The sequence below is a fragment of the Eionea flava genome (assembly GCF_055393785.1).
Genome location: NZ_AP036018.1, coordinates 273,731 through 296,857 on the forward strand (window position 1 = coordinate 273,731; position 23,127 = coordinate 296,857).

At 44.2% G+C, this 23,127-nt stretch carries 18 protein-coding genes; 13 read left to right on the top strand and 5 right to left on the bottom strand.

Annotated features, from left to right (window positions below; genetic code table 11):
- Positions 1-18 precede the first annotated feature (18 nt).
- Both ACZ5O6_RS01230 and ACZ5O6_RS01235 read left to right on the top strand, forming a co-directional pair.
- The gene (locus tag ACZ5O6_RS01230; RefSeq protein WP_464283527.1) at positions 19-1,641 is read left to right on the top strand and encodes an N-acetylmuramoyl-L-alanine amidase; all 1,623 of its coding nucleotides are present in this window, start codon (positions 19-21) and stop codon (positions 1,639-1,641) included.
- Positions 1,642-1,692: 51 nt separating this feature from the next.
- Positions 1,693-2,376 (top strand): DNA-3-methyladenine glycosylase I, encoded by a 684-nt coding sequence (locus ACZ5O6_RS01235; RefSeq protein WP_447091928.1) that lies wholly within the window; start codon positions 1,693-1,695, stop codon positions 2,374-2,376.
- 118 nt (positions 2,377-2,494) lie between these two features.
- Here ACZ5O6_RS01235 and ACZ5O6_RS01240 read toward each other — a convergent pair whose 3' ends face one another.
- Complete coding sequence (locus ACZ5O6_RS01240) at positions 2,495-4,315, bottom strand: acetolactate synthase large subunit (RefSeq protein WP_447091927.1); 1,821 nt, start codon at positions 4,313-4,315, stop codon at positions 2,495-2,497.
- A gap of 95 nt (positions 4,316-4,410) precedes the next feature.
- Here ACZ5O6_RS01240 and parC point away from each other — a divergent pair, with 95 nt between their 5' ends.
- From parC to ACZ5O6_RS01255, 3 genes are all read left to right on the top strand, one after another.
- Positions 4,411-6,657 carry a DNA topoisomerase IV subunit A gene (gene parC / locus ACZ5O6_RS01245; RefSeq protein ID WP_447091926.1) on the top strand — a complete coding sequence of 749 codons (2,247 nt, stop codon included), beginning with the start codon at positions 4,411-4,413 and terminating at the stop codon, positions 6,655-6,657.
- Positions 6,658-6,740: 83 nt separating this feature from the next.
- Positions 6,741-8,573: an ATP-binding protein gene (locus tag ACZ5O6_RS01250; RefSeq protein WP_447091925.1), complete on the top strand. Its 1,833-nt coding sequence runs from the start codon at positions 6,741-6,743 to the stop codon at positions 8,571-8,573.
- 197 nt (positions 8,574-8,770) lie between these two features.
- Positions 8,771-10,141: a sigma-54-dependent transcriptional regulator gene (locus ACZ5O6_RS01255; RefSeq protein WP_447091924.1), complete on the top strand. Its 1,371-nt coding sequence runs from the start codon at positions 8,771-8,773 to the stop codon at positions 10,139-10,141.
- Between the two features lie 36 nt (positions 10,142-10,177).
- On the opposite strand, the gene ACZ5O6_RS01260 is transcribed toward ACZ5O6_RS01255, so the two are convergent.
- Complete coding sequence (locus ACZ5O6_RS01260; RefSeq protein WP_447091923.1) at positions 10,178-10,303, bottom strand: hypothetical protein; 126 nt, start codon at positions 10,301-10,303, stop codon at positions 10,178-10,180.
- Positions 10,304-10,463: 160 nt separating this feature from the next.
- Here ACZ5O6_RS01260 and ACZ5O6_RS01265 point away from each other — a divergent pair, with 160 nt between their 5' ends.
- The 6 genes from ACZ5O6_RS01265 (at position 10,464) to ACZ5O6_RS01290 (ending at position 16,229) form a co-directional block, all read left to right on the top strand.
- On the top strand, positions 10,464-11,459 hold the full coding sequence (locus tag ACZ5O6_RS01265) for a DctP family TRAP transporter solute-binding subunit (RefSeq protein ID WP_447091922.1): 996 nt from the start codon (positions 10,464-10,466) through the stop codon (positions 11,457-11,459).
- Positions 11,460-11,713: 254 nt separating this feature from the next.
- The gene (locus tag ACZ5O6_RS01270) at positions 11,714-12,340 is read left to right on the top strand and encodes a TRAP transporter small permease (RefSeq protein ID WP_447091921.1); all 627 of its coding nucleotides are present in this window, start codon (positions 11,714-11,716) and stop codon (positions 12,338-12,340) included.
- Positions 12,340-13,740: a TRAP transporter large permease gene (locus ACZ5O6_RS01275; RefSeq protein WP_447091920.1), complete on the top strand. Its 1,401-nt coding sequence runs from the start codon at positions 12,340-12,342 to the stop codon at positions 13,738-13,740. Before ACZ5O6_RS01270 ends, ACZ5O6_RS01275 begins: the two co-directional genes overlap by 1 nt.
- Before the next feature lie 95 nt (positions 13,741-13,835).
- Positions 13,836-14,411 (top strand): DNA endonuclease SmrA, encoded by a 576-nt coding sequence (smrA, locus tag ACZ5O6_RS01280; RefSeq protein ID WP_447091919.1) that lies wholly within the window; start codon positions 13,836-13,838, stop codon positions 14,409-14,411.
- 176 nt (positions 14,412-14,587) lie between these two features.
- A complete protein-coding gene (locus tag ACZ5O6_RS01285; protein WP_447093035.1) occupies positions 14,588-15,763 on the top strand; it encodes an IS4 family transposase in 1,176 nt (391 codons plus the stop codon).
- An 85-nt stretch (positions 15,764-15,848) separates the two neighbouring features.
- Positions 15,849-16,229, top strand: a complete 381-nt coding sequence (locus ACZ5O6_RS01290) for an MmcQ/YjbR family DNA-binding protein (protein ID WP_447093016.1) — start codon at positions 15,849-15,851, stop codon at positions 16,227-16,229.
- Between the two features lie 83 nt (positions 16,230-16,312).
- On the opposite strand, the gene hutH is transcribed toward ACZ5O6_RS01290, so the two are convergent.
- The 3 genes from hutH to hutC all read right to left on the bottom strand — a co-directional run bounded on the left by hutH (position 16,313) and on the right by hutC (position 20,312).
- The gene (gene hutH / locus ACZ5O6_RS01295; protein WP_447093017.1) at positions 16,313-17,836 is read right to left on the bottom strand and encodes a histidine ammonia-lyase; all 1,524 of its coding nucleotides are present in this window, start codon (positions 17,834-17,836) and stop codon (positions 16,313-16,315) included.
- Positions 17,836-19,524: a urocanate hydratase gene (hutU, locus tag ACZ5O6_RS01300; RefSeq protein ID WP_447093018.1), complete on the bottom strand. Its 1,689-nt coding sequence runs from the start codon at positions 19,522-19,524 to the stop codon at positions 17,836-17,838. The genes hutH and hutU overlap by 1 nt, the downstream gene beginning before the upstream one ends.
- Before the next feature lie 68 nt (positions 19,525-19,592).
- Positions 19,593-20,312: a histidine utilization repressor gene (hutC, locus tag ACZ5O6_RS01305; protein ID WP_447093019.1), complete on the bottom strand. Its 720-nt coding sequence runs from the start codon at positions 20,310-20,312 to the stop codon at positions 19,593-19,595.
- 135 nt (positions 20,313-20,447) lie between these two features.
- Here hutC and hutI point away from each other — a divergent pair, with 135 nt between their 5' ends.
- Positions 20,448-21,686: an imidazolonepropionase gene (gene hutI / locus ACZ5O6_RS01310; protein ID WP_447093020.1), complete on the top strand. Its 1,239-nt coding sequence runs from the start codon at positions 20,448-20,450 to the stop codon at positions 21,684-21,686.
- A 225-nt stretch (positions 21,687-21,911) separates the two neighbouring features.
- A complete protein-coding gene (locus ACZ5O6_RS01315) occupies positions 21,912-23,087 on the top strand; it encodes an IS4 family transposase (RefSeq protein ID WP_447093035.1) in 1,176 nt (391 codons plus the stop codon).
- Positions 23,088-23,127: the final 40 nt, after the last annotated feature.

Genomic DNA, 23,127 nt, shown 5'->3' on the forward strand with positions numbered 1-23,127 from the left:
ATCGTTATGAGTAGCCTTTTGATAAGCCCCGCGTTATTAGCCGCAACTACCGTCGATAGTTTGCGCGTTTGGCGTGCGCCCGACCATACGCGGGTTGTTTTTGATATGAGCGATACGGTAAGTTATCAGCTTTTCTCGTTAGACAATCCTCAACGTTTAGTGGTGGATATTAGCGATACAAAAAACCAAGCCTCTTTAAAGAAACCTTTTTTTGCCGATAAAAAATCACCGATAAAAGGTATCCGTGCTGCGGCCAGAAATGGTGGCGATTTGCGTTTAGTATTTGACCTTACGACTAAAGTAAAGCCCCGCAGTTTTTTATTAGCCCCTAATAAAGGTAAGCCTCATCGCTTGGTGATTGACCTCTATGACAAAGATGCGTCAACTAAAAAAACAGTAGCTGCAGTTGTTGAAACAGCACCTGCATCGGAGAATAGCTCGACAACAGCCAGTGTTAAAAAAAGAAAGCCGCGTGATATTTTGATTGTGGTTGATGCTGGGCATGGTGGGGAAGATCCGGGTGCTATCGGACCTAAAAATCTCTACGAAAAAGTGGTAGTTCTTGATATTACTAAACGTTTGGAAAAACTTTTAAAGAAAGAAAAAGGTTTCTCAGTACGTTTAACACGTACTGGTGATTACTTTATTCCTTTGCGCAAACGAAGAGACAAAGCTAGAGAGTGGCGTGCTGATTTATTTGTCTCGATTCATGCTGATGCGTTTAAAAACCCACAGGCGAATGGGGCGTCGGTTTATGCGCTTTCACGTCGTGGTGCTACAAGTGAAGCAGCTCGCTTTCTTGCGCAGCAAGAAAATGAAGCAGATCTCATTGGCGGTGTAGGTGATGTGAGTCTTGAAGATAAAGACGAGGTCTTACGTGGTGTATTGGTTGATTTATCGATGACTGCAACAGTAGGCTCAAGTTTAGAAGTCGGTAGCGAAGTGTTGAAAGGGATGGGAGGCATTGCTCGTCTGCATAAAAAACAAGTCGAGCAAGCGGGATTTTTGGTGTTGAAGTCTCCTGATGTACCTTCAATTTTGGTGGAAACCGGTTTTATTTCTAATCCCAAAGAAGCTAAATTATTGGCAACGTCAAATTATCGTCAAAAAATGGCTAATACTATTTCCAAAGGCATAAAAAATTATTTTTATAGTAAGCCTCCTGCCTCAAGTTATGTTGCGTGGAAGAAAAATGGCAGTAAAGAAAGCGACTTGATTATTCCCGCTGATAATACGGCAGCTCAATCTGTCGCGAATAATGTCTCCCCCATTCAGACTTCAAATCAGTCTTCCTCTGTCAATGTAGCAACAACGTCGACGTCATCCATGGCTCGTATTACCCATAAAGTAAAGAGTGGTGATAGCTTGTCAACCATCGGTGAAAAATATCGGGTCAGTGTGACAAAAATTAAACGCTTAAATAAACTAAAAAATAATAATATCCGTATAGGTCAAGAGTTGTTAATTAGTGAAAGGCGGATAGTATCATCGACAAAAAAGATAACGCATACGGTAAAAAGTGGCGAGACATTGTCTGAAATTGCGCAGCAGTACAAGGTATCTTATACCACCTTAAAAAGTCGTAATAAATTAAAAAATTCCACAATACGTATAGGGCAAGTACTTACTATTTCGCCTTAGAAAATTCGGCTTGAGTAGCTCCCACCATTTAATAAAATGTAACGATTAATTATGACGCCTTTTTCTGGAATACAATATCAAGCTGAGCAGCGCAAGGGCGGTAAAGCTGCGTTAAAAAATAGGTTGCCTGCGGTTCCACCCTCTTCGTTATTGCTTGAGTTACCCGATGATCGTTTCCTTTCAATGATGACTAAGGTGATTAATCAGGCGGGTTTTCGTTGGTCGGTGGTAGAGAAAAAATGGCCGCAATTTGAAGCCGCTTTTTTGGGCTTCGATATTATGAAACTGAGTTTTTTGTCTCCGGAGCAATGGGAGAACTATATGACGGATACGCGTATTGTTCGTCATTGGCAAAAAATATGCGCTGTTCGTGAAAACCTATCATTTGTATATGATGAATCACGTAAACGAGGTGGTTTTGCGCAATTAATTGGTGAGTGGCCAGATGATGATCAAGTAGGTTTAATGCTCTACCTCAAAAAGCATGGCTCACGTTTGGGCGGGCAAACAGGCCCTCGTTTTTTGCGTTATGTGGGAAAGGATGTGTTTATGTTAACCGGCGATGTTGTGTTGGCAATGCAGAACGCGGGTTTAGATATTGCGGATAACCCAAGCAGTCAGCGTGATCTAAAAAAAGCGCAAACATTAATGAATCAGTGGCGAGAAGAAAGTGATTTACCTTATACCCATTTGAGTAAAATTGCTGCTTATTCCACAGGGATTAACTACGATTAATCGAACATTGATTAGACGCTAATGTTTAGAGATCCCTTTACTAAAAAAGCCGCCATTGAGTAATCAATGGCGGCTTTTTTTGGATAATCTCCCTCATAAGGGAAATATTATTATGAGTTTAAATCGGTGTGCTCATTTCGCCTAAACGTTTAGTCAGAATTTTATTCTCATTGTAATCAATAGGAATAACCACCAAGCTTGGACCACTTTCGTTGAAAGAAGCTTCCAGCGCATCTTGCAGTTTGCTGGCATCAGTCACTAGGTGTCCATTCCAACCAAATGACTCAGCGAGTTGCATCCAGTCGGGGTTATTGAAGGCAAGGTCGGTGCTGCGATCAAATTCCGCTTCTTGTTTCCAGCTAATTAAACCGTAACCGCCATCTTCCCATACCATGACGGTCATGTTGCAGTTGAGACGACGAGCCGTTTCCATTTCTTGTACATTCATCAAGAAACCGCCATCGCCACAGATGGACAAAATGCGGCGCTCTGGGAATACTAGGCTAGCCGAAATAGCACCGGGTAGAGCAAAGCCCATCGAACAGAAACCGTTAGGAATTAAACAGGTGTTAGGCTCGTGGCAGTGGTAGTGGCGCGCGATCCACATTTTATGTGCGCCCACATCTGATAATAAAATATCATTATCGCCGAGTACTTGGCGTGCATCCCATAAGGCTTTTTGTGGGCGTATTGCTGCTTCGCCGGCGTCATCTTTATATTGTTCAAGCTCAGCGGTCATCAATGTGCGCATTTTTTTCTGACTGCTAAAGTCGTGATCAAAACCACCTTCATTACTAATGGTGTCGTTGAGCATTTCTAAAGCATGAGCGATGTCGCCAACCACTTCAATTTTAGGGTCGTAATTCTCGTCAATTTCAGAAGGTAAGAAATCAATGTGAACAACTTCTGCGGTTTTTCCGTTATTCCACAATTTAGGATGATACTCGACCATATCAAAACCAATCGTGATCACCAAATCGGCTTTTTCGATGGCGTAAACCGGAATATCTTTTGCGCCTAAACCAACGGTATATAGACAATAGTCTTTGTCCATATCTACGCAGCCTTTCGCCATAAATGTACTCATCACACCAATGCCGGTCGTTTCGCATAAGATGCGTAACTGCTCGCTAGCACGACGGCGAATACAGCCATTACCAGCAATAATAATCGGCGTTTTTGCCGCTTTTATACGGTCGTAAGTTTGGCGAATAATATCGGGATCGGGCACCGAGCGTAAAAACTTACGTACAGTTAGTGGCTCTTTCTTGCTCTCTAGTTTGGCAATATCTTCGGGTAACTCAATCAGTACCGCGCCGGGCTTTTCGGTGCGGGCTAAGCGTACCGCTTTGCGAACAATTTCAGGGATATTGTCGGGGTGCCATACGGTCGTCGCCCACTTGGTGACAGCACTAAACATATCAACCACATCCATGACTTGGTGTGATTCTTTGTGTAGTCGAGTGGAAGCCCCTTGGCCGGTAAGTACAATCATGGGCGCGCGATCCATATTAGAATCGGCAACACCGGTAATCAAATTGGTCGCACCCGGGCCTAGCGTACCGAGGCAGCCAGCAGGATTACCCGTAAGGCGGCCATAAATCTCAGCCATAAATGCAGCGCCTTGTTCGTGGCGAGTGAGGATAAATCGGATCTGGTCAGATTGTTCTAGCGACATCATAAAGTCGGCGTTTTCTTCGCCGGGTACACCAAATATATATTCGATGCCTTCTTCTTCGAGACATTTGACTAAGAGATCGGATGCCTTCATGGTATATTCCTTCTTTCGTGACTGAATGAGTAATGTGGTTGTGCAATTATTCAACAAATAAGATCTTGCGATATGCCCGTTAAAACCAGCAGGTTTACGTATGGTCTTCGCCGCTAATTTAGCATCAAGCAGCTTATCTAAGCGGAGGATAGCATGCTTAGATTTCACTGGCTTTACCGCGATCGTGATTATTCATCAAAAAACACAATTTATTGAACAAAAAATAAAATATCATTGAATATAAGTAGTACAGAGAGCCATCTATGAGCAATATCGTCACTCCCCCTGAGTCTGATGAGAGTATTTCACTAAAAGACTATGCCGAAAAAGCCTACCTCGATTATTCGATGTATGTGATTTTGGATCGTGCCTTACCCAATATAGGAGATGGCCTAAAACCGGTACAGCGTCGTATCGTTTATGCCATGAGCGAGTTGGGATTAAAAGCAACGGCAAAATTTAAAAAGTCAGCCCGTACTGTCGGTGATGTCATTGGTAAGTTTCACCCACACGGCGATTCGGCGGCCTATGAAGCCATGGTGTTGATGGCGCAGCCTTTCTCTTATCGTTACCCCTTAGTTGACGGTCAAGGTAACTGGGGATCGCCGGATGACCCCAAGTCTTTTGCGGCGATGCGTTATACGGAGTCTCGACTCACTGCTTACAGTGATGTGTTGCTGGGAGAGCTAGGGCAAGGTACGGCTGAATGGACCCCCAACTTTGATGGCACGATAGATGAGCCCAAAGTGCTTCCGGCACAAGTGCCTAACATCCTGCTTAACGGAACAACGGGTATTGCCGTGGGTATGGCGACGGATATTCCGCCGCATAATTTGCGTGAGGTGGTGAGTGCTTGCATCCATTTGCTTAGTAACCCTAAAGCAACAGTCGCTGAGTTATCTGAGTTTGTATTGGCACCTGATATGCCAACGGATGCGGAAATTATTACTGCGCCGCAGGATATTTTGTCGATGTATGAAACGGGGCGCGGCAGTTTACGTATGCGCTGCGTATGGTCGACTGAAGATGGCGATGTGGTGGTTACTGCCTTGCCGCATCAGGTCAGTGGCGCAAAAATATTAGAACAAATTGCCGCACAAATGCAGGCGAAAAAACTGCCCATGGTAGCCGATCTGCGTGATGAATCGGATCACGAAAATCCCACGCGCTTGGTGATTATTCCACGCTCGAATCGTGTTGATATTGAGCAATTAATGAATCATCTGTTTGCAACGACGGATCTTGAGCGAACCTACCGCATCAATATGAATATGATTGGTATTGACGGCTTACCAGCCGTTAAACCGCTAAATGTGATTTTGACCGAGTGGCTTTCTTTCCGAATGGTGACCGTGCGTCGACGTTTGCAATACCGTTTGGATAAGGTGATGAAACGTCTGCATATCTTAGAAGGTTATCTCGCGGCTTTCTTAAATATTGATGAAGTGATTCACATTATTCGTACCGAGGAGAAACCTAAGCAGGTCTTAATGGATCGCTTTGGCGTGACGGATATTCAGGCCGAAGCTATTTTAGAATTAAAGCTTCGCCAAATTGCAAAATTAGAAGAAATTAAAATTCGCGGTGAACAAGATGAACTCGCTAAAGAACGTGAATGGTTGGATGGCATTTTAGCATCGGCAACAAAGCTTAAAAATTTAGTGAAAAAAGAATTACAGGCCATTTCGGATAAATATGGTAACGACCGCCGTTCGCCGATTGTTGTGCGTGGTGAAGCGCAAGCCTTAACGGAAGCAGACCTACTCACCAGCGATCCAATCACCGTGGTGTTATCAGAAAAAGGATGGATTCGTTCGGCCAAAGGCCATGAAGTTGACCCCGAAGCACTGAATTATAAATCCGGCGATGGTTATAAATTTTCGTCAAAAGGCAAAAGCAATCAGCACGTATTACTTCTCGATTCCACTGGACGAAGCTACGCAATGGCAGCGCACACATTGCCATCGGCTCGTGGCCAAGGCGAACCCGCAAGCGGGCGCTTAAATCCGCCGAGTGGTGCGGTATTTACGGGCTTGTTAATGGGTGATGAAAAACAACGTGTTCTTATTGCTAGCGATGCCGGTTATGGTTTTGTTACGGAGCTAGGCAATTTATATACGAAAAATAAAGCAGGTAAAGCATTGCTAACCTTGCCTAAAGGCGCTCAAGTGCTGCCACCATTCATCCTTGATACGGTAGACGATGCATACGTTGCAGTGGTCAGTAATGAAGGTCGTTTGTTAATCTTTCCATTGAATGATTTGCCTGAACTCGCTCGTGGTAAAGGGAATAAAATGTTGAGTATTCCGGGCGCGCGTGTTGAAGCGAGAGAGGAATTTGTGGCTGCAGTCGCCGTGATTCACTCGACACAAAAGCTCACCGTGTTTTCTGGTAAGCGCCACACCACGTTTAAAATGTCTGACCTTGAGCATTATCGCGGAGAGCGCGGCCGTCGTGGTCATAAACTTCCTCGTGGATTTCAAAAGGTAGATTCTATCGCTGTTGTGTAATTATTTTATTAAATGAACCTCTGGCTTGTTCTGAGGTTCTTTAAGTCGACCTTCAGTATCTGGAGAGTATGAAGAGGAACGTGGTGAGTATAGCTCGTTACCCTAATACGCTGTACTCGTTGTCGCGCTTACAGCTAATCACTTGTTTACTTGCGCTGCTTGGTGTGGGTACAGTTTTTGTCTATGGTTTGTCGCAATGGTCTGAAGAAAAAGCATTGCGGGTAGCGAGAGAAAAGGCAGAAACGGTATTAAATTATCAGTCCTCCAATGTGATACTTCAACTTAATAAATTTAGTTTGATTACAGCATTAGTTGCTAAACGTCCTGATGTCCTTAAGGCATTTCGACAACAAAATAATAAAGAAAAGTTTTGGGATTCGCTTGCTTTGCCTACACGCCAACTCGCGGCAACTGTATCCGGGTTGTCTGGCGCGCAAGATGTATGGTTGGTGGATCGTCAGGGTTTAGTTTTTTCTAGTAATCATCGTGAATTTTTAGGCAGTAGTGTTGTGCAGCAACCCTTTTATAAGGCTGTGCTGCAAGGTCGTTTGGGTCGTATGAGTGATGTCGATGCTGAGGGGCGTCGGATCTATATTCTTGCTTCCCCCGTTTTTGTTGATCAAAAAGTGGCTGGCGCAGTTGTTGCGAGAATCAATGTTGATGTTATTGAGTATGTGTGGGCATTATTGCCAGAGCCTATTCTCGCGAGCGACCAAAATGGGCGTGTGTTGCTATCTAATGTCAGCGATTGGCGTTTACAAAATGTTGGCGATTTATTAAAAATACCTTCCCGTTTATCGGGTCGAATGACGGCTCGTTCCTCTCGCACTAACAGTACTTCCAGTCAAACAGTTCGCCATGTGCGTGTAAGCAATCAAGCCGATAAAGCCATGGCTAAACGTTACCTAGAAGTGACTCGATATACGCCATTGCTCCAGTGGCGTTTTCATACTCTTGTCGATTTGACGGCAGTAAGGCAACAAAAAATGACTACGGCAACAATCAGTGGCCTAGTGATTGCACTATGTATAGTGTTACTGTGGATTGTTTTTGAGCGCCATCGTCGACGCATTGATCGTTCGCGTAGTCAGCGCGCTTTCGCGCTACGCTTGGAGCGACAGGTGAGAGATCGCACCAGAGATCTTGTTGACTCTAATACACAATTAGCATCTGAGGTTCGCGAACGAATAGCTGCAGAGGCCGCATTACGCGCAACGCAAGATGATTTGATGCAGGCGGCTAAACTGGCCGGTATTGGTCAGCTATCAACAGCCTTGGCGCATGAATACAATCAGCCGTTAGCAGCAATACGTTCCTACGCCGACAATGCACAGCAGTTATTAAGTAAAGAAAAAACAGAGGCCGTTGCTGATAATCTACAACGTATTACGCGATTGACAGAACGGATGGCGAACTTAACGACAACACTACGCTCCTTTGCACACAAGTCAGATGATCAGTTGGTAGCGGTCAATTTATCAAGTGTGATGGACGAAATGGTTATTTTGCTATCCCCTCAAGCAAAAAAGCACGGTGTTAATTTACATATTAATAGCCCAGTGAAAGACGTCGTCGTGACCGCGAGTCATTTACGTTTATCGCAAGTGATTATTAATATTGTGTCGAATGCTATCGATGCTGCTCAAAACGAAGAGCGTAAAGTGGTTGAGGTAAGCTGGGATGCGCGTTCCACTATTGCTGAAATATATATAAAAGATAGTGGGCGTGGTATTTCTGCAGATGTACGAGAAAAAATATTTACGCCCTTTTTTACCACTAAGGGAGTCGGGGTAGGTTTAGGATTAGGGCTTTTTATGGCCTACAATATTGTTAAAAGTTTTTCTGGCAGTATTGACGTTGAACATGAAAAAAATTACGGTGGTGTTTTTCGTATCACCTTGCCTTTAGCAAATTAGAACTCGTCATCCCGGTGAAAGCCGGAATCCAGCCAGTATTTGTGTTGCGGTGATGCCGGATCAAGTCCGGCATGACGAAACTATTATGAAGGTATGCAAAGGTATGATGAAGGCGTTTATATAAGCGATTTCTTAGTAAAAACAACAAGCGCCAATGCGATGTTAGTGATTTTTTTATTAATAAGGCTCACTGTTTTATGACAGCTCCCACCATTCTTTTGGTCGATGATGATGAAGACTTGCGCCACGCGCTTGGACAAAGTTTAACGCTGGCTGATTTTGATGTGTCTGATTATAGCAGTGCCGAAGGTGTGCTTGATCGTGTACATCGTGGTTTGTACGGTGTGTTAATTACCGATATTCGTATGACGGGCACTGATGGTTTGGCATTGATGTCGATGGCTTTGGAGGTTGATCCCTCTATGCCGGTTATTCTCATTACCGGTCACGGCGACGTTGCGCTTGCGGTAGAAGCAATGCGAGCAGGTGCTTATGATTTGATAGAAAAACCCTTTTCAGCCGATCGCTTAACCAATGTGGTTAATCGAGCTTTAGAAAAGCGGCGCCTGGTTTTAGAAAACCGCAGCTTGCGTCAAGAACTATCTGACAGTGCCACACTAGATAAGCGTTTAGTCGGCCGTACGCCTTCTATGTTGCGATTGCGCACAGAGTTGATGGCGCTGACAAGTGCAGATGTGGATGTGTTGGTTTGGGGAGAAACCGGATCCGGTAAGGAGGTGGTTGCTCGCGCATTACATGAAGAAGGTAATCGCCAAGGCAAGCCTTTTGTTGCGCTAAATTGTGGCGCTATTCCGCTTGATATTATGGAGTCGGAACTGTTTGGCCACGAATCGGGAGCCTTTACTAGCGCAAATAAAAAACGCATTGGTAAATTAGAATATGCGAATGGCGGTACGGTATTTTTAGATGAAATAGAATCTATGCCGATGGAATTACAGATTAAATTATTACGGGTCATAGAAAATAGAGCGATTGAGCGCTTAGGTTCTAATACCATCATTCCACTAGATATTCGATTTATTGCAGCCACTAAAGTTGATTTGGAAGCTGCCTGTACAGAAAAACTATTTCGTGCAGACTTGTATTATCGCCTTAATGTCGCGACGATTCGTATCCCCCCTTTGCGTGAACGTAAAGAAGATATTCCCATTTTATTTCATCATTTAGCAAGAGAAGCTCGTTCTCGCTATCGTCGAGAGATTCCAGAAATAAGCCCTCAAACGATGACTGAGTTAATGGCTTATGATTGGCCGGGTAATGTGAGAGAGTTACGTAATGTAGCGGATCGCTTAGTGCTAGGGATTTGGACAGGCTTAGAGAGTGAGTCGTCCGCACCATCAGCGGGCTCGGGCGAGCAGACAACGTTGGCTGACAAGGTGAGTCACTACGAGCGATCAGTTATCGCAGCAGAGTTGAGTACGCAACAAGGTAGTGTGAAGAAAACGTATGAGTCCCTTGGCTTGTCACGCAAAGCGCTTTATCAAAAAATGAAAAAATATCATTTAGACAAAAATATATTAGCCGATGATCCCAATGCAGTAGAATAGAGTACTCCCAGCAGTGTGTCGTTTAGGTAACATCTCTTACAAAAATGTGTCGATATAAGCCCATTTTTTATCTTCTTTTCTTATCTTTTTACGTTTTTCTCTTGCTAAATATGCATTCTCTTCTTTTGGCACGCTTTCTGCTAAATCATATCGACTTCGCATAAGACCGGTGACTTTTACATCGTGTACTGGTATCGGCGATGATGATTATAAATATAAAACTACAGACTTGTTGCCTAAAGCAGTGAAGCCTTAAACTTTTTAATAAGTTTAGCGGTATTCTTTTTGCTGGATTGGGCGACCTACCTTTGAGGAAAAATCTATGAAACGTTTACTTACTGCTATGAGTGCAGCAGCGCTATTAACGACGTCGGCAATGGCAACCGCAGACTGTGATCCGGGTGAAATTGTGATTAAGTTTAGTCACGTAACCGCAGCAACCGGTCATCCCAAAGGTGAAGCGGCAGGCGCAATTGCTGCTCGTATCAACGAGGAAATGAATGGTAAAGCGTGTATGCAGGTATTCCCACGCTCGCAATTATTTAATGATAATAAAGTGATGGAAGCCTTATTGTTAGGCGATGTACAAGTTGCTGCGCCGTCGTTAGCGAAGTTTGAGGCTTATACAAAAAAGTACCGCTTATTTGATTTGCCATTCTTATTTAATGATATGACAGCCGTAGAAAAATTCACAAACGGCCCTAAAGGACAAGAGTTACTCAATGCAATTGATGATAAAGGTTATGTAGGATTGTCCTACATTTTCAACGGGCTGAAACACTTTTCAGCGACGAAGCCTTTATTAGTCCCTAGCGATGCAGAAGGTCTAAAGTTTCGTACACAAACATCTGACGTAGCAGTAGCAATGATCGAAGCCATGGGTGCCAATGCACAAAAACTAGCATTTAAAGAAGTCTATGGAGCATTGCAAACGGGTGTGGTTAATGGTCAAGAAAATACGTGGTCAAATATTTACAAACAAAAATTCTTCGAGGTGCAGGACGGAGTAACAGAAACCAATCACCAATTACTCACTTATCTAGCGGTTACTTCTAAAGAGTGGTTAGGTAGTTTGCCTGAGGACGTGCGCACACAGTTTTTAGCTATTTTTAAAGAAGAAACCAATAAGGCGAATGCTAAAGCAACCGCAATTAATGAAAAGTCAAAATCTGAGATCATTAACGCAGGCGGTATTGTAAGAGCATTAACACCCGAGCAAAGAAAGATCTGGGTAGACACCATGAAGCCGGTTTGGAAAAAGTTTGCTGATGATATTGGTCAAGATGTTATTGATGCTGCGGTTGCGGCAGGCCAGTAAGTCGATTAACTAAAAAGTAAGTGTCATCAGTCAAAGGGTAAATAGTGCGTTTTTATCTAGCGTCTCATTATTTACCTTTGGAAGCTCTTAACAAGTCATTCCGGTGAAAACCGAAATCTAGTAAGCAGTTATATTATAGAGGTGCCGGATCAAGTCCGGCATGACGAAAATATGGAATTAATACCCCTGTGTGACGAAAGGTGTTAATCAGAGCTTCTCTTTGTTTCTTTTTATAGATGCTATTGAGGGTTGTTATGAACAAAGTATCTACATTTATTGATCGCTTTGAAGAGAATTTTATTGCCATTATCCTTGCACTAATGGTGTTCATTAGTTTTTCGCAGGTCATAGCGCGCTATGCCTTTAATTCAGGATGGGGTGGCGCGTTAGAATTAACGCAAGTGCTATTTGCTTGGCTTATTTTGTTTGGTATGAGCTACGGTATTAAAGTGGGTTCTCACTTGGGTGTTGATGCACTTATTCGCACATTTCCAAAACCTGTGTTTCGGTTTTTTTCATTATTTGGTGCCGTTGTTTGTATTGTTTACGGCGTCACACTGTTTTCAGCGGAATGGCTGACGATGTTTGGTATCGAGTCTAAGGGCGGAGCATGGTTTTACTTTAGTAAAATTTATCAGATTGGTATTGGCATGGAAGATATTGTATTGCCTAGTTTTTTACCTGAAGCGCTAGGGGGCGGCGAACGTTTACCACGTTGGATTGCTTATTTGATTCTGCCGATTGGTTTAGTGCTATTTGTGCTGCGCTCAGCGCAGGCATTTTGGGCTATTTGGAAAGGTGAGCGTCAAATGATTATTGCTTCTCACGAAGCAGAAGAATTAGTTGATGAGCATAAAAATACTGTGAAGGAGGCCGGGTAATGGAGTCATTAATATTATTTGGTCTAGTTTTTGTTTTTTTATTTCTTGGTGTGCCAGTTGCCGTATCACTTGGTTTATCGAGCGTGCTTGTCATTGCCATTTTTTCCCATGACTCAGTATCTTCTGTTGCACTACAGTTATATACCGCCTCGCAAAATTACACCTTATTGGCGATCCCGTTTTTTATTTTGGCCTCTTCTTTTATGTCAACGGGCGGTGTTGCACGGCGTATTATTCGATTCGCTATCGCAGCGGTCGGACATGTTCGTGGTGGGTTAGCCATTGCTAGTGTATTTGCGTGCATGCTGTTTGCAGCCCTTTCGGGCTCATCGCCGGCTACCGTTGTTGCTATTGGTGGTATTGCTATTGCAGGGATGATGCAAGCGGGATACACCAAACAGTTTGCCGCAGGCGTGATTGCCAATGCCGGTACGCTAGGGATTTTGATTCCGCCTTCTATTGTTATGGTGGTGTATTCAGCAGCTACCGATGTGTCTGTGGGTAGAATGTTTCTAGCGGGTGTATTTCCTGGTTTGTTGGCCGGTCTTATGTTGATGGTTGCGATTTATGTCAATGCGCGTATGAAAGGTATGCGTAAAGAACCCTTCGTAGGTATGACAGAAGTTTTTGAATCGGCGGGAGCGGCTTCTTGGGGATTATTTCTAATTGTCATTATTTTAGGGGGGATATATGGCGGCGTCTTTACACCAACCGAGGCGGCATCGGTGGCTGCTGTGTATTCATTTTTGATTGCTGTTTTTATTTATCGCGATATGGGGCCACTCAAAGATGTTGAGTGGCGTGAAGATGGTGAAGGCTTATCCAGTGTGATTGTACGTAATACAGGGCTAACACTGAAGAATAGTCTAGCCGTGTTTTATCACGATGATACCCGAAAGGTAATGGTAGATTCCGCCAAAACGACACTCATGCTGATGTTTGTTATCGTCAATGCATTAGTATTTGCTCATGTGTTAACGTCAGAAAATATTCCACAATATGTGACCAACCTTATGCTTGATGCTGGTTTTACGTGGTTCACTTTTTTGATTGCAGTTAATATTATTTTGCTATTAGGTGGGCAATTTATGGAGCCATCGGGCCTACTGTTGATTGTTGCTCCGGTGGTATTTCCAATAGCGGTTGAGCTGGGTATTGATCCTATTCACCTTGGGGTGATAATGGTGGTTAATATGGAAATCGGTATGGTGACTCCGCCCATCGGTCTCAATCTTTTCGTTACATCAGCGATTACTGGAATGAGTATGGTGGAAGTCATTAAAGCAGCGATGCCTTTCGTTTGCGTGATGTTTATTTTCTTGTTGATGATTACCTATATTCCCGCTATTTCGACATGGTTGCCGACGACCATGATGGGGCCAGAAATTATTACCCAGTAGCATTTCGTTGTATGAATATTCTCCCCTTTTTGGGCAGCAACTCGCTGCCCTTTTTTGTATTTGCCCTTTTAAAAAAGGGTTGATACAGTAGTTTTATGAATGATGATATTGATGATTTTTTAAAAGAAATGCATGACGTGCAACCGCTTAAGCGAGAGCGGCGGGTGGTACTGAATACACAATCGGTTGATAAAACAACGGCTAAAGTACGCCAGCAGGCGGCGCAGTCTGAAGCGGTGTCTCAGCGTGACCCCTTGGTGGATAGTGATGTACAGCAATTGGATGCGAATGCTGTGCTGGAGTATCAGAGACCGGGGGTGCAGCACGGTGTATACAAGCAATTACGCTTGGGCAAGTATGCCATAGAGGCACGTTTGGATCTTCATCGGATGACGGCTGAGCAGGCACGGTTAACACTGTACCAATTTGTTCGCGATTGTATTCACCATGATATTCGCTGTGCGCTGGTTACCCACGGTAAAGGTGAGGGCAGAGCGAACCCTGCGGTGCTAAAAAGTTTAGTGGCACATTGGTTACCGCAGATTGATGAGGTGCTGGCATTTCATTCTGCGCAAAAGCATCACGGTGGCACAGGCGCGACATATATTATGTTGAAGAAGAGTGAGAAAAAACGCTTAGAGAATCTAGAGCGCCATCAAAAAAGACGTTAACAATCAAAGTCGCCGCTTTTTTAAGCTTTATTTTTTGTTAAGTTTCTGAATACGTCATTCTGGTGAAAACCCATAACTGTCCGGAATAAAAGTTAAGCGTATTGCTGAAGAGGTTGCAGCCTCTAGGTTTAAAGGGTAAAACCCACTGACACGACTCATAACCTAGAGGCTGCAATATGTATAGAAATACACGATTTACTGAATTAATGAAAGCACTTCCTCGCCAAGCAGTAGAAAAAGTGGTTTCAAAGCATAAAGCAGATAAGCACAACAAAGGATTTCGTTGCTGGAATCAACTGCTCGCAATGATCTATGCGCAGGTATCAGGATGCCAAAGCTTACGAGAATTAGAGGCGGGTTTTAATAGTCAGGAGACGCATCATTACCATTTAGGTTGTCGTAAAATTAAGCGTTCGACATTATCAGATGCGAATAAATATCGTTCGAATAACGTGTTTGCTGATATCTGTGCATTGCTCTTAAAGCGCGGACACAAAAAAGTGAAAGGTGAACTCAGTGACCTATTGTATTTACTAGATTCCACACCGATACCGTTAGTGGGTTTAGGTTACGATGAGTGGGCTGAAGCAGAAAAAGATAATCGTATTCAGGGATTAAAAGCGCATTTAACGATAGCGTCTCCGAGTAATACTCCGGTCAACCTTGAAATAACAGAACCTAAGATAGGTGATCTTGAAGTAGGTAGAAAAACGGAAGCGGAAATAGGCGCGACGTATGTGTTTGATAGGGGTTATACCGACTATAACTGGTGGTATCGTTTACATGAATCAGGTAGCGTATTCGTCTCTCGTTTTAAACGTAATGCGTCTTTAGTGGTTGAATCGTATCGTCCAATCGAAGCCAAAGATGAGGCGATAATTTTAGAAGATGCGATAGTGTGTTTTAAAAACAAACGTCCGGGAGGCGCTAGGGTTAATCATTATCACGGTACGCCACTACGAAAGATTACAGTGAGTCGGCCGGATAAAGATACGCCGTTAATTATCGCGACCAATGACATGACGCGGTCAGCGAAAGAGATTGCTCAGTTGTATAAACAGCGTTGGGGAATTGAATTGTTTTTTAAATGGATCAAGCAACACTTAAAAATAAAAGTGTTCTTGGGTCGTAGTAAAAATGCGGTAAAAATACAAATTTATAGCGCCATTATTACGTACTTGTTGGTGCAATTGTATCAGCGCAATTTTCGACAAGATGTGAGCTTGAAGATGTGCCTAATGAGCTTGCGAGCGACTCTGTTTCAGAGAGTTGAAACAGAGTGGCAAATAGAGAAAAAGAGGCGTAAGAAAGTCTTGTATTACCAATCCATGCAAGGAGCTCTTGCTCTATGAATATTTATTCCGGACAGTTATGGGTGAAAACCGGAATCGAGTTAATATGTATCAAGCGCCTTCCCCATTCTATTGTGAGCTTACGATGAATTATCTACAGACCAAGCAATATTGTTTAACAAAACCAGAGGCGCATGAAGATTATCCTTTTGGGCCAGATGCTTTGGTGTTTAAGATTAACGATAAATTGTTTGCGATCTTAGGTGAAGAAAAAGGGGTAGCACGTGTGAATCTCAAATGTGACCCTGACGAAGCATTAATGCTGAGGGATATTTTTGATGCAGTGATCCCTGGTTATCATATGAATAAACGCCATTGGAATACGGTTATTCTTGATGGCAGTATTCCACAAGGTGAAATCGAGCGAATGATAGATCGTTCTTATGGTTTGGTGGTGAAGTCGCTCAAAAAAGCAGAGCGAAAATCGTTAGAGTTAGCGTATGGTGAAGAGCAGCTTTATCGTTAATATAATGAGTGTCTAAACAAGCTATACGTCATTCCGGACAACACTTTCTTGTTGATCCGGAATCTCTTTACTCTAACGAAGATTTATCGGCTTGCCATTATGTCTTCCACCAATGGTCTAAAAATTGCCTCGCGGATACTGTCAGCAATACTATTAATATCCGGTGAGAAGTAACGGTCTTGATCGTAAAAACTCACCCGCTCCCTAATTAAGTCATAAGCGAGTTCTACCTTTGGTGATGACTTTAGTGGTCGCCTAAAATCCATTCCTTGAGCGGCGGCGAGTAACTCGATAGCAATAATTCCCCGTGTGTTTTCTGCCATATTAGCTAAGCGTCTTGCGGCAAACGTTGCCATAGAGACATGATCTTCTTGGTTGGCAGAGGTCGGTAGGCTGTCTACTGATGCGGGGTGGGCGAGTGATTTATTTTCTGACGCTAAGGCGGCAGATGTTACTTGCGCAATCATAAAGCCAGAATTGACGCCGCCGTTCTCGACTAAGAAAGGGGGTAATTTGCTTAGACTACTATCAATTAATAGCGCCATGCGGCGTTCAGAAAGTGCGCCAATTTCCGCAATGGCTAAAGCGAGATTGTCGGCGGCCAAGGCGACGGGTTCCGCATGAAAATTGCCGCCAGAGATAATATCGTCACCAAAAATTAACGGATTGTCGGTGACACCGTTGGCTTCCACTAATAAAGTGTCGGCGCTATTGCGTATTTGGTTAAGGCAGGCGCCCATGACTTGCGGCTGGCAACGTAGAGAATAGGGGTCTTGAACCTTTTCGCAGCTTTGATGTGATTCGCTAAATTCTGAGCGCTCACCTAATAAGTCACGGTAGACCGCTGCCATATCAATCTGCCCTTGTTGGCCGCGAACTTCATGGATACGAGGATCAAACGGTGAGCGACTACCTAGGGCGGCTTCTACACTCATTGCGCCTGCAACCGTACTTGCTGCCAGCACGTCTTCAGTATGAAATAAGCCTTCTAATGCAAAGGCGGTAGAGGCTTGTGTGCCGTTGAGTAAGGCCAGTCCTTCTTTGGGGGCAAAGGTAATGAGTGGTTGCTTGGCGATTGCCATGCCTTCTTTACCCGTAAGAATTTTACCCCGATAACGGACATGGCCTTCTCCCATTAATGGAAGGCTCATGTGTGCCAGTGGTGCTAAATCACCGCTGGCACCGACAGATCCTTTTTGGGGGACACAAGGATAGACTTCGGCGTTAATCAGCGCGATTAATGATTCAATCACCGATAAACGAATACCAGAAAACCCTCTCGCCAGTGAGTTGATTTTTAATACGGTCATGAGTCTTACGGTATTGTCGTCCATTAATTCGCCAATGCCAGCGGCATGCGATAAGACGATAGAACGCTGTAGTAAGGTGAGTTCTTCGGGTTTAATACGAGTGTTGGCGAGTAAGCCAAAGCCCGTGTTAATACCATATACTACGCGGCCTTCATCAATGACTTGTTGTACGATATTGGCAGACGCATAAATAGCGGCTTTGTTCTCTTCCGCCAGCGTGATGTGGACTGGCGAGCGATTAATCTCTCGTAATTGAGGTAGTGTTAATTTGCCTGCTTGGAGTGTGAGCTTTTTCATTATTTATTCTCCTGCATCGGTAAGTCTAGCCCGTTCTCTTGGGCGCAACGGTTAGCGATATCGTAACCGGCATCGGCGTGACGCATCACGCCTGTAGCGGGATCATTCCATAGTACGCGACCCACGCGTTGAGCCGCATCGTCCGTGCCGTCGCAGACAATCACTACCCCAGAGTGTTGACTAAATCCCATACCCACACCACCACCGTGGTGAAGGCTTACCCACGTTGCACCGCCTGCTGTACTGAGCAGTGCGTTGAGTAGCGGCCAATCTGATACGGCATCAGAGCCATCCAACATCGCTTCAGTTTCACGGTTGGGGCTGGCGACCGAGCCTGAATCGAGATGATCGCGGCCAATCACCACGGGAGCAGATAACTCACCGTTCTTGACCATGTCGTTGAATGCTAGAGCGATACGTGCACGGTCTTTTAGACCAATCCAGCAGATACGTGCCGGTAAGCCTTGGAATTGAATGCGTTCCCGTGCCATATCTAACCACTGGTGTAGATGAGGGTCATCGGGGATGAGTTCTTTGACTTTTTGATCCGTTTTATAAATATCCTCAGGGTCACCCGATAACGCGACCCAGCGGAATGGCCCAATGCCTTGGCAAAATAAGGGGCGAATATACGCGGGTACAAAGCCGGGGAAATCAAAGGCGTTTTTAATGCCTTCTTCTAATGCCATTTGGCGAATGTTATTGCCGTAGTCCAATGTGGCTGCGCCACGTTGTTGCAATGTGAGCATGGCTTTTACTTGAATGGCCATGGATTTTTTGGCGAGATTAACGACGTTTTTTTCGTCTTGCTGACGTTCGGTAATAGCCTGTTCCATACTCCAGCCTTGGGGTAAGTAACCGTTTAAGGGATCATGTGCGGAGGTTTGGTCAGTGACCACATCAGGGCTAATATTTCGCTCGACTAATTCACTGAATATATCCGCAGCATTGCCTAATAAGCCAATAGAAACCGGGGTGTTATCTCGCTTTGCCTGTTCTATCATCGCTAGCGCTTCATCTAGAGAGAATGCTTTTTTATCGACGTAACGTGTCGCTAAACGGAAGTCGATGCGCGTTTCGTCACATTCCACAGCAATCATCGAAAAGCCTGCCATTGTTGCGGCTAAAGGCTGTGCGCCGCCCATGCCACCTAGCCCGCCGGTGACGATCCATTTACCACTGGCATTGCCATTAAAGTGCTGTTTAGCAACGGCGACAAAGGTTTCGTAGGTGCCTTGTACAATGCCCTGACTGCCAATATAAATCCAACTGCCAGCGGTCATTTGCCCATACATGGCGAGGCCTTTTTTATCGAGCGCGTTAAAGTGTTCCCAGTTCGCCCAATGGGGAACAAGGTTAGAATTGGCAATGAGTACGCGAGGGGCGTTTTCGTGAGTTTTGAAGACGCCGACGGGCTTACCGGACTGAACTAATAAACTTTCGTCGTTTTCTAAGCGTTGTAATACCTCGATGATTTTGTCATAACAGGCCCAGTCTCTAGCCGCGCGGCCAATGCCACCATACACAACGAGGTCTTCGGGTCGCTCTGCGACCTCGGGATCTAGGTTGTTCATTAGCATGCGCATAGCGGCTTCGGTTTGCCAGCTTTTGCAGTGTATTTTAGTTCCGCGAGGCGCTTGTATGTGTCGAGTGGTGTCGTGTCTTTTTGAGTCGGTCATATCATTCATGTGCGAATCTCTCATTTCGAATAGCAGAAATAATTCATTGGGTTATTGGTATGTCATTGCTTGGCTTGTTATTGATAGGCCGCTTGCGGGAAGTTAATTTTTCCTCCCAAACTGTAACGGTTGCCAGGGTGGCTCAATATGGCGTAGTTCACTAAGCCTTCTTTTGACCATGTACGCCGCTGAATTTGTAAACAGGCTTGTTGAGCGGTGATATGTAAGTGATGTTGAACATCATCGCCAGGGATGACAGCTTCAACTAAATGTTCTGCTTGTGCTAGTGGTGCGACTTTGCATAAATAAGCGTGTGTTGTTGTCTTTGAAAAATCTTGTTCTAAATAGTGTGGTGCTAAGGTTGGGTTAACGAAGCGATCTTCTAACTGAATAGGTAATTGGTTTTCTAGATGACAAATACGACTATGAAATAATGCAGTGCCAATACTGATACCAAAGTGTTCGGCGAGTAATCTGTCGGCAGTGACTTCGGTTAAGGCGATGATATTGGCTTGGTGATGGTGGTTGCGTGCATTAATTTCATCGGCAATATTTTTTATTTCTAACAGCGAAGATTGGCTGTTAAAGCTGGCAACGCACGTTTTTGCCCCTTGAGCACGCGCTAAAATCCCTTGTTCGGAGAGTTCCTGTAAAGCGCGCCGCGAGGTCATGCGGCTTACACTAAACTGTTTGGCTAGCTCATTTTCTGATGGCACAGGGTGCTGTTCTAACCATTGACCAGAATCTATTTGTTCTAAGATGTAGCCTTTTATCTGTTCAAATTTGCTGGCAGCCATGAACGCCTCCTACTCTCTATTAATAAACTAACGAATAAAACGAACGCTTGCTTGTATATACAAGTTGAGGCATGATTTCATAATCATCTTGTATATACAAGTTTTTTCGGTGATTCAACGAAAAGGTGCAAATAAATGATTGATGCAATACTTGATGCTGATCTGGTGCTGGTCGATGCCCGCATTATGACTATGTCTGGGGATGAGCTCGATAAAAGTATTATTTACGATGGCGCTGTTGTTGTTTATCAAGGAGTGATTGTATGGCTAGGGAATCAGTCATTATTGCCTCGTGTAACGCCGTCGGCACGTATTGAATCTTGTGGAGGTCAATGGCTTACTCCTGGGTTAATTGATTGCCATACGCATTTACTTTTTTCGGGAAATCGCAGCGCCGAGTTTGAGCAGCGAGCGCAAGGGACGAGTTATGCCGACATCGCGAGGCAAGGCGGAGGTATACAGCATACCGTCAAAGAAACTCGCGCAGCGACCGAATCTCAGCTCTATGAACAAGGTTTTTTACGTGCCAAAGCGATGATAAAACAAGGGGTGACCAGTCTAGAAATTAAGTCTGGTTATGGCCTCAATACAGAGACGGAGTGTCGGCTGTTGCGGGTGGCGCGTATGCTTGAAAATGCATTACCGCTTACTATCAAAACGACATTTTTGGGGGCGCATGCCTTGCCACCTGAATACGCAGGGCGGAGTGACGAGTATATCGATTATGTTTGTCAGCACATGCTACCCCGGGCGGCAGAGGAGCAATTAGTCGATGCGGTAGATGTATTTTGTGAGTCTATTGGCTTTAACGCTGCACAAACCGAGAAAGTATTTCAGACTGCTCACTCATTAGGTTTGCCGGTAAAGCTCCATGCTGAACAACTATCTAATATTGGCGGCAGCGTGTTAGCGAGCCATTATCAGGCATTATCGGTTGATCATATAGAGTACCTAGATGAGGCCGGTGTGGAAGCGATTGCAGCGAGTGACAGCGTAGCCGTGCTCTTGCCTGGCGCTTATTATTGTTTGCATGAAACCCAAAAGCCGCCAATTGCATTACTGCGGAAGCATAAGGTGCCAATGGCCGTCGCTACCGATTTTAATCCCGGTTCTTCTCCAATGGGTTCGTTACCGTTAATGATGAATATGGGGTGTCACTTATTTGGTTTAAGTGCAGAAGAAGCCTTGCTGGGGGCAACCATCAATGGAGCAAAAGCCTTAGGGATTGATGCTCAAGTGGGTTCACTTGCGGTTGGTAAGCAGGCGGATATAGTCAGTTGGAATATTGATCACCCGCGTGACTTGGTCTATCAGTTTGGTTTACAGCCTATACATAAAATGTGGAAGGCAGGAAAGCCTATTATTGAATACTAGCGCCGATAATTTTTGTTGTGTTTATCAATGAATGAATAAAAGGAGCCTCTGATTAACCGTCATTCCGGCGTATGCCGGAATCTATACATGCTTAATTTATAGGGATTCCGGGTCAAGCCCCATAACTGTCCGGAATAAAAGTTAAGCGTATTGCTGAAGAGGTTGCAGCCTCTAGGTTTAAAGGGTAAAACCCACTGACACGACTCATAACCTAGAGGCTGCAATATGTATAGAAATACACGATTTACTGAATTAATGAAAGCACTTCCTCGCCAAGCAGTAGAAAAAGTGGTTTCAAAGCATAAAGCAGATAAGCACAACAAAGGATTTCGTTGCTGGAATCAACTGCTCGCAATGATCTATGCGCAGGTATCAGGATGCCAAAGCTTACGAGAATTAGAGGCGGGTTTTAATAGTCAGGAGACGCATCATTACCATTTAGGTTGTCGTAAAATTAAGCGTTCGACATTATCAGATGCGAATAAATATCGTTCGAATAACGTGTTTGCTGATATCTGTGCATTGCTCTTAAAGCGCGGACACAAAAAAGTGAAAGGTGAACTCAGTGACCTATTGTATTTACTAGATTCCACACCGATACCGTTAGTGGGTTTAGGTTACGATGAGTGGGCTGAAGCAGAAAAAGATAATCGTATTCAGGGATTAAAAGCGCATTTAACGATAGCGTCTCCGAGTAATACTCCGGTCAACCTTGAAATAACAGAACCTAAGATAGGTGATCTTGAAGTAGGTAGAAAAACGGAAGCGGAAATAGGCGCGACGTATGTGTTTGATAGGGGTTATACCGACTATAACTGGTGGTATCGTTTACATGAATCAGGTAGCGTATTCGTCTCTCGTTTTAAACGTAATGCGTCTTTAGTGGTTGAATCGTATCGTCCAATCGAAGCCAAAGATGAGGCGATAATTTTAGAAGATGCGATAGTGTGTTTTAAAAACAAACGTCCGGGAGGCGCTAGGGTTAATCATTATCACGGTACGCCACTACGAAAGATTACAGTGAGTCGGCCGGATAAAGATACGCCGTTAATTATCGCGACCAATGACATGACGCGGTCAGCGAAAGAGATTGCTCAGTTGTATAAACAGCGTTGGGGAATTGAATTGTTTTTTAAATGGATCAAGCAACACTTAAAAATAAAAGTGTTCTTGGGTCGTAGTAAAAATGCGGTAAAAATACAAATTTATAGCGCCATTATTACGTACTTGTTGGTGCAATTGTATCAGCGCAATTTTCGACAAGATGTGAGCTTGAAGATGTGCCTAATGAGCTTGCGAGCGACTCTGTTTCAGAGAGTTGAAACAGAGTGGCAAATAGAGAAAAAGAGGCGTAAGAAAGTCTTGTATTACCAATCCATGCAAGGAGCTCTTGCTCTATGAATATTTATTCCGGACAGTTATGGGGTCAAGCCCGGAATGA

Bases quoted from the DNA above. Each gene is read 5' to 3' on its own strand.
- ACZ5O6_RS01235 (WP_447091928.1), top strand. From the start codon at position 1,693: ATGACGCCTTTTTCTGGAATACAATATCAAGCTGAGCAGCGCAAGGGC.
- hutU (WP_447093018.1), bottom strand. From the start codon at position 19,524: ATGAATGATATGACCGACTCAAAAAGACACGACACCACTCGACACATA.
- hutI (WP_447093020.1), top strand. From the start codon at position 20,448: ATGATTGATGCAATACTTGATGCTGATCTGGTGCTGGTCGATGCCCGC.
- ACZ5O6_RS01260 (WP_447091923.1), bottom strand. From the start codon at position 10,303: ATGCGAAGTCGATATGATTTAGCAGAAAGCGTGCCAAAAGAAGAGAAT.
- ACZ5O6_RS01270 (WP_447091921.1), top strand. From the start codon at position 11,714: ATGAACAAAGTATCTACATTTATTGATCGCTTTGAAGAGAATTTTATT.
- hutC (WP_447093019.1), bottom strand. From the start codon at position 20,312: ATGGCTGCCAGCAAATTTGAACAGATAAAAGGCTACATCTTAGAACAA.
- ACZ5O6_RS01255 (WP_447091924.1), top strand. From the start codon at position 8,771: ATGACAGCTCCCACCATTCTTTTGGTCGATGATGATGAAGACTTGCGC.
- parC (WP_447091926.1), top strand. From the start codon at position 4,411: ATGAGCAATATCGTCACTCCCCCTGAGTCTGATGAGAGTATTTCACTA.
- ACZ5O6_RS01315 (WP_447093035.1), top strand. From the start codon at position 21,912: ATGTATAGAAATACACGATTTACTGAATTAATGAAAGCACTTCCTCGC.
- smrA (WP_447091919.1), top strand. From the start codon at position 13,836: ATGAATGATGATATTGATGATTTTTTAAAAGAAATGCATGACGTGCAA.
- ACZ5O6_RS01290 (WP_447093016.1), top strand. From the start codon at position 15,849: ATGAATTATCTACAGACCAAGCAATATTGTTTAACAAAACCAGAGGCG.
- ACZ5O6_RS01285 (WP_447093035.1), top strand. From the start codon at position 14,588: ATGTATAGAAATACACGATTTACTGAATTAATGAAAGCACTTCCTCGC.
- hutH (WP_447093017.1), bottom strand. From the start codon at position 17,836: ATGAAAAAGCTCACACTCCAAGCAGGCAAATTAACACTACCTCAATTA.
- ACZ5O6_RS01275 (WP_447091920.1), top strand. From the start codon at position 12,340: ATGGAGTCATTAATATTATTTGGTCTAGTTTTTGTTTTTTTATTTCTT.
- ACZ5O6_RS01265 (WP_447091922.1), top strand. From the start codon at position 10,464: ATGAAACGTTTACTTACTGCTATGAGTGCAGCAGCGCTATTAACGACG.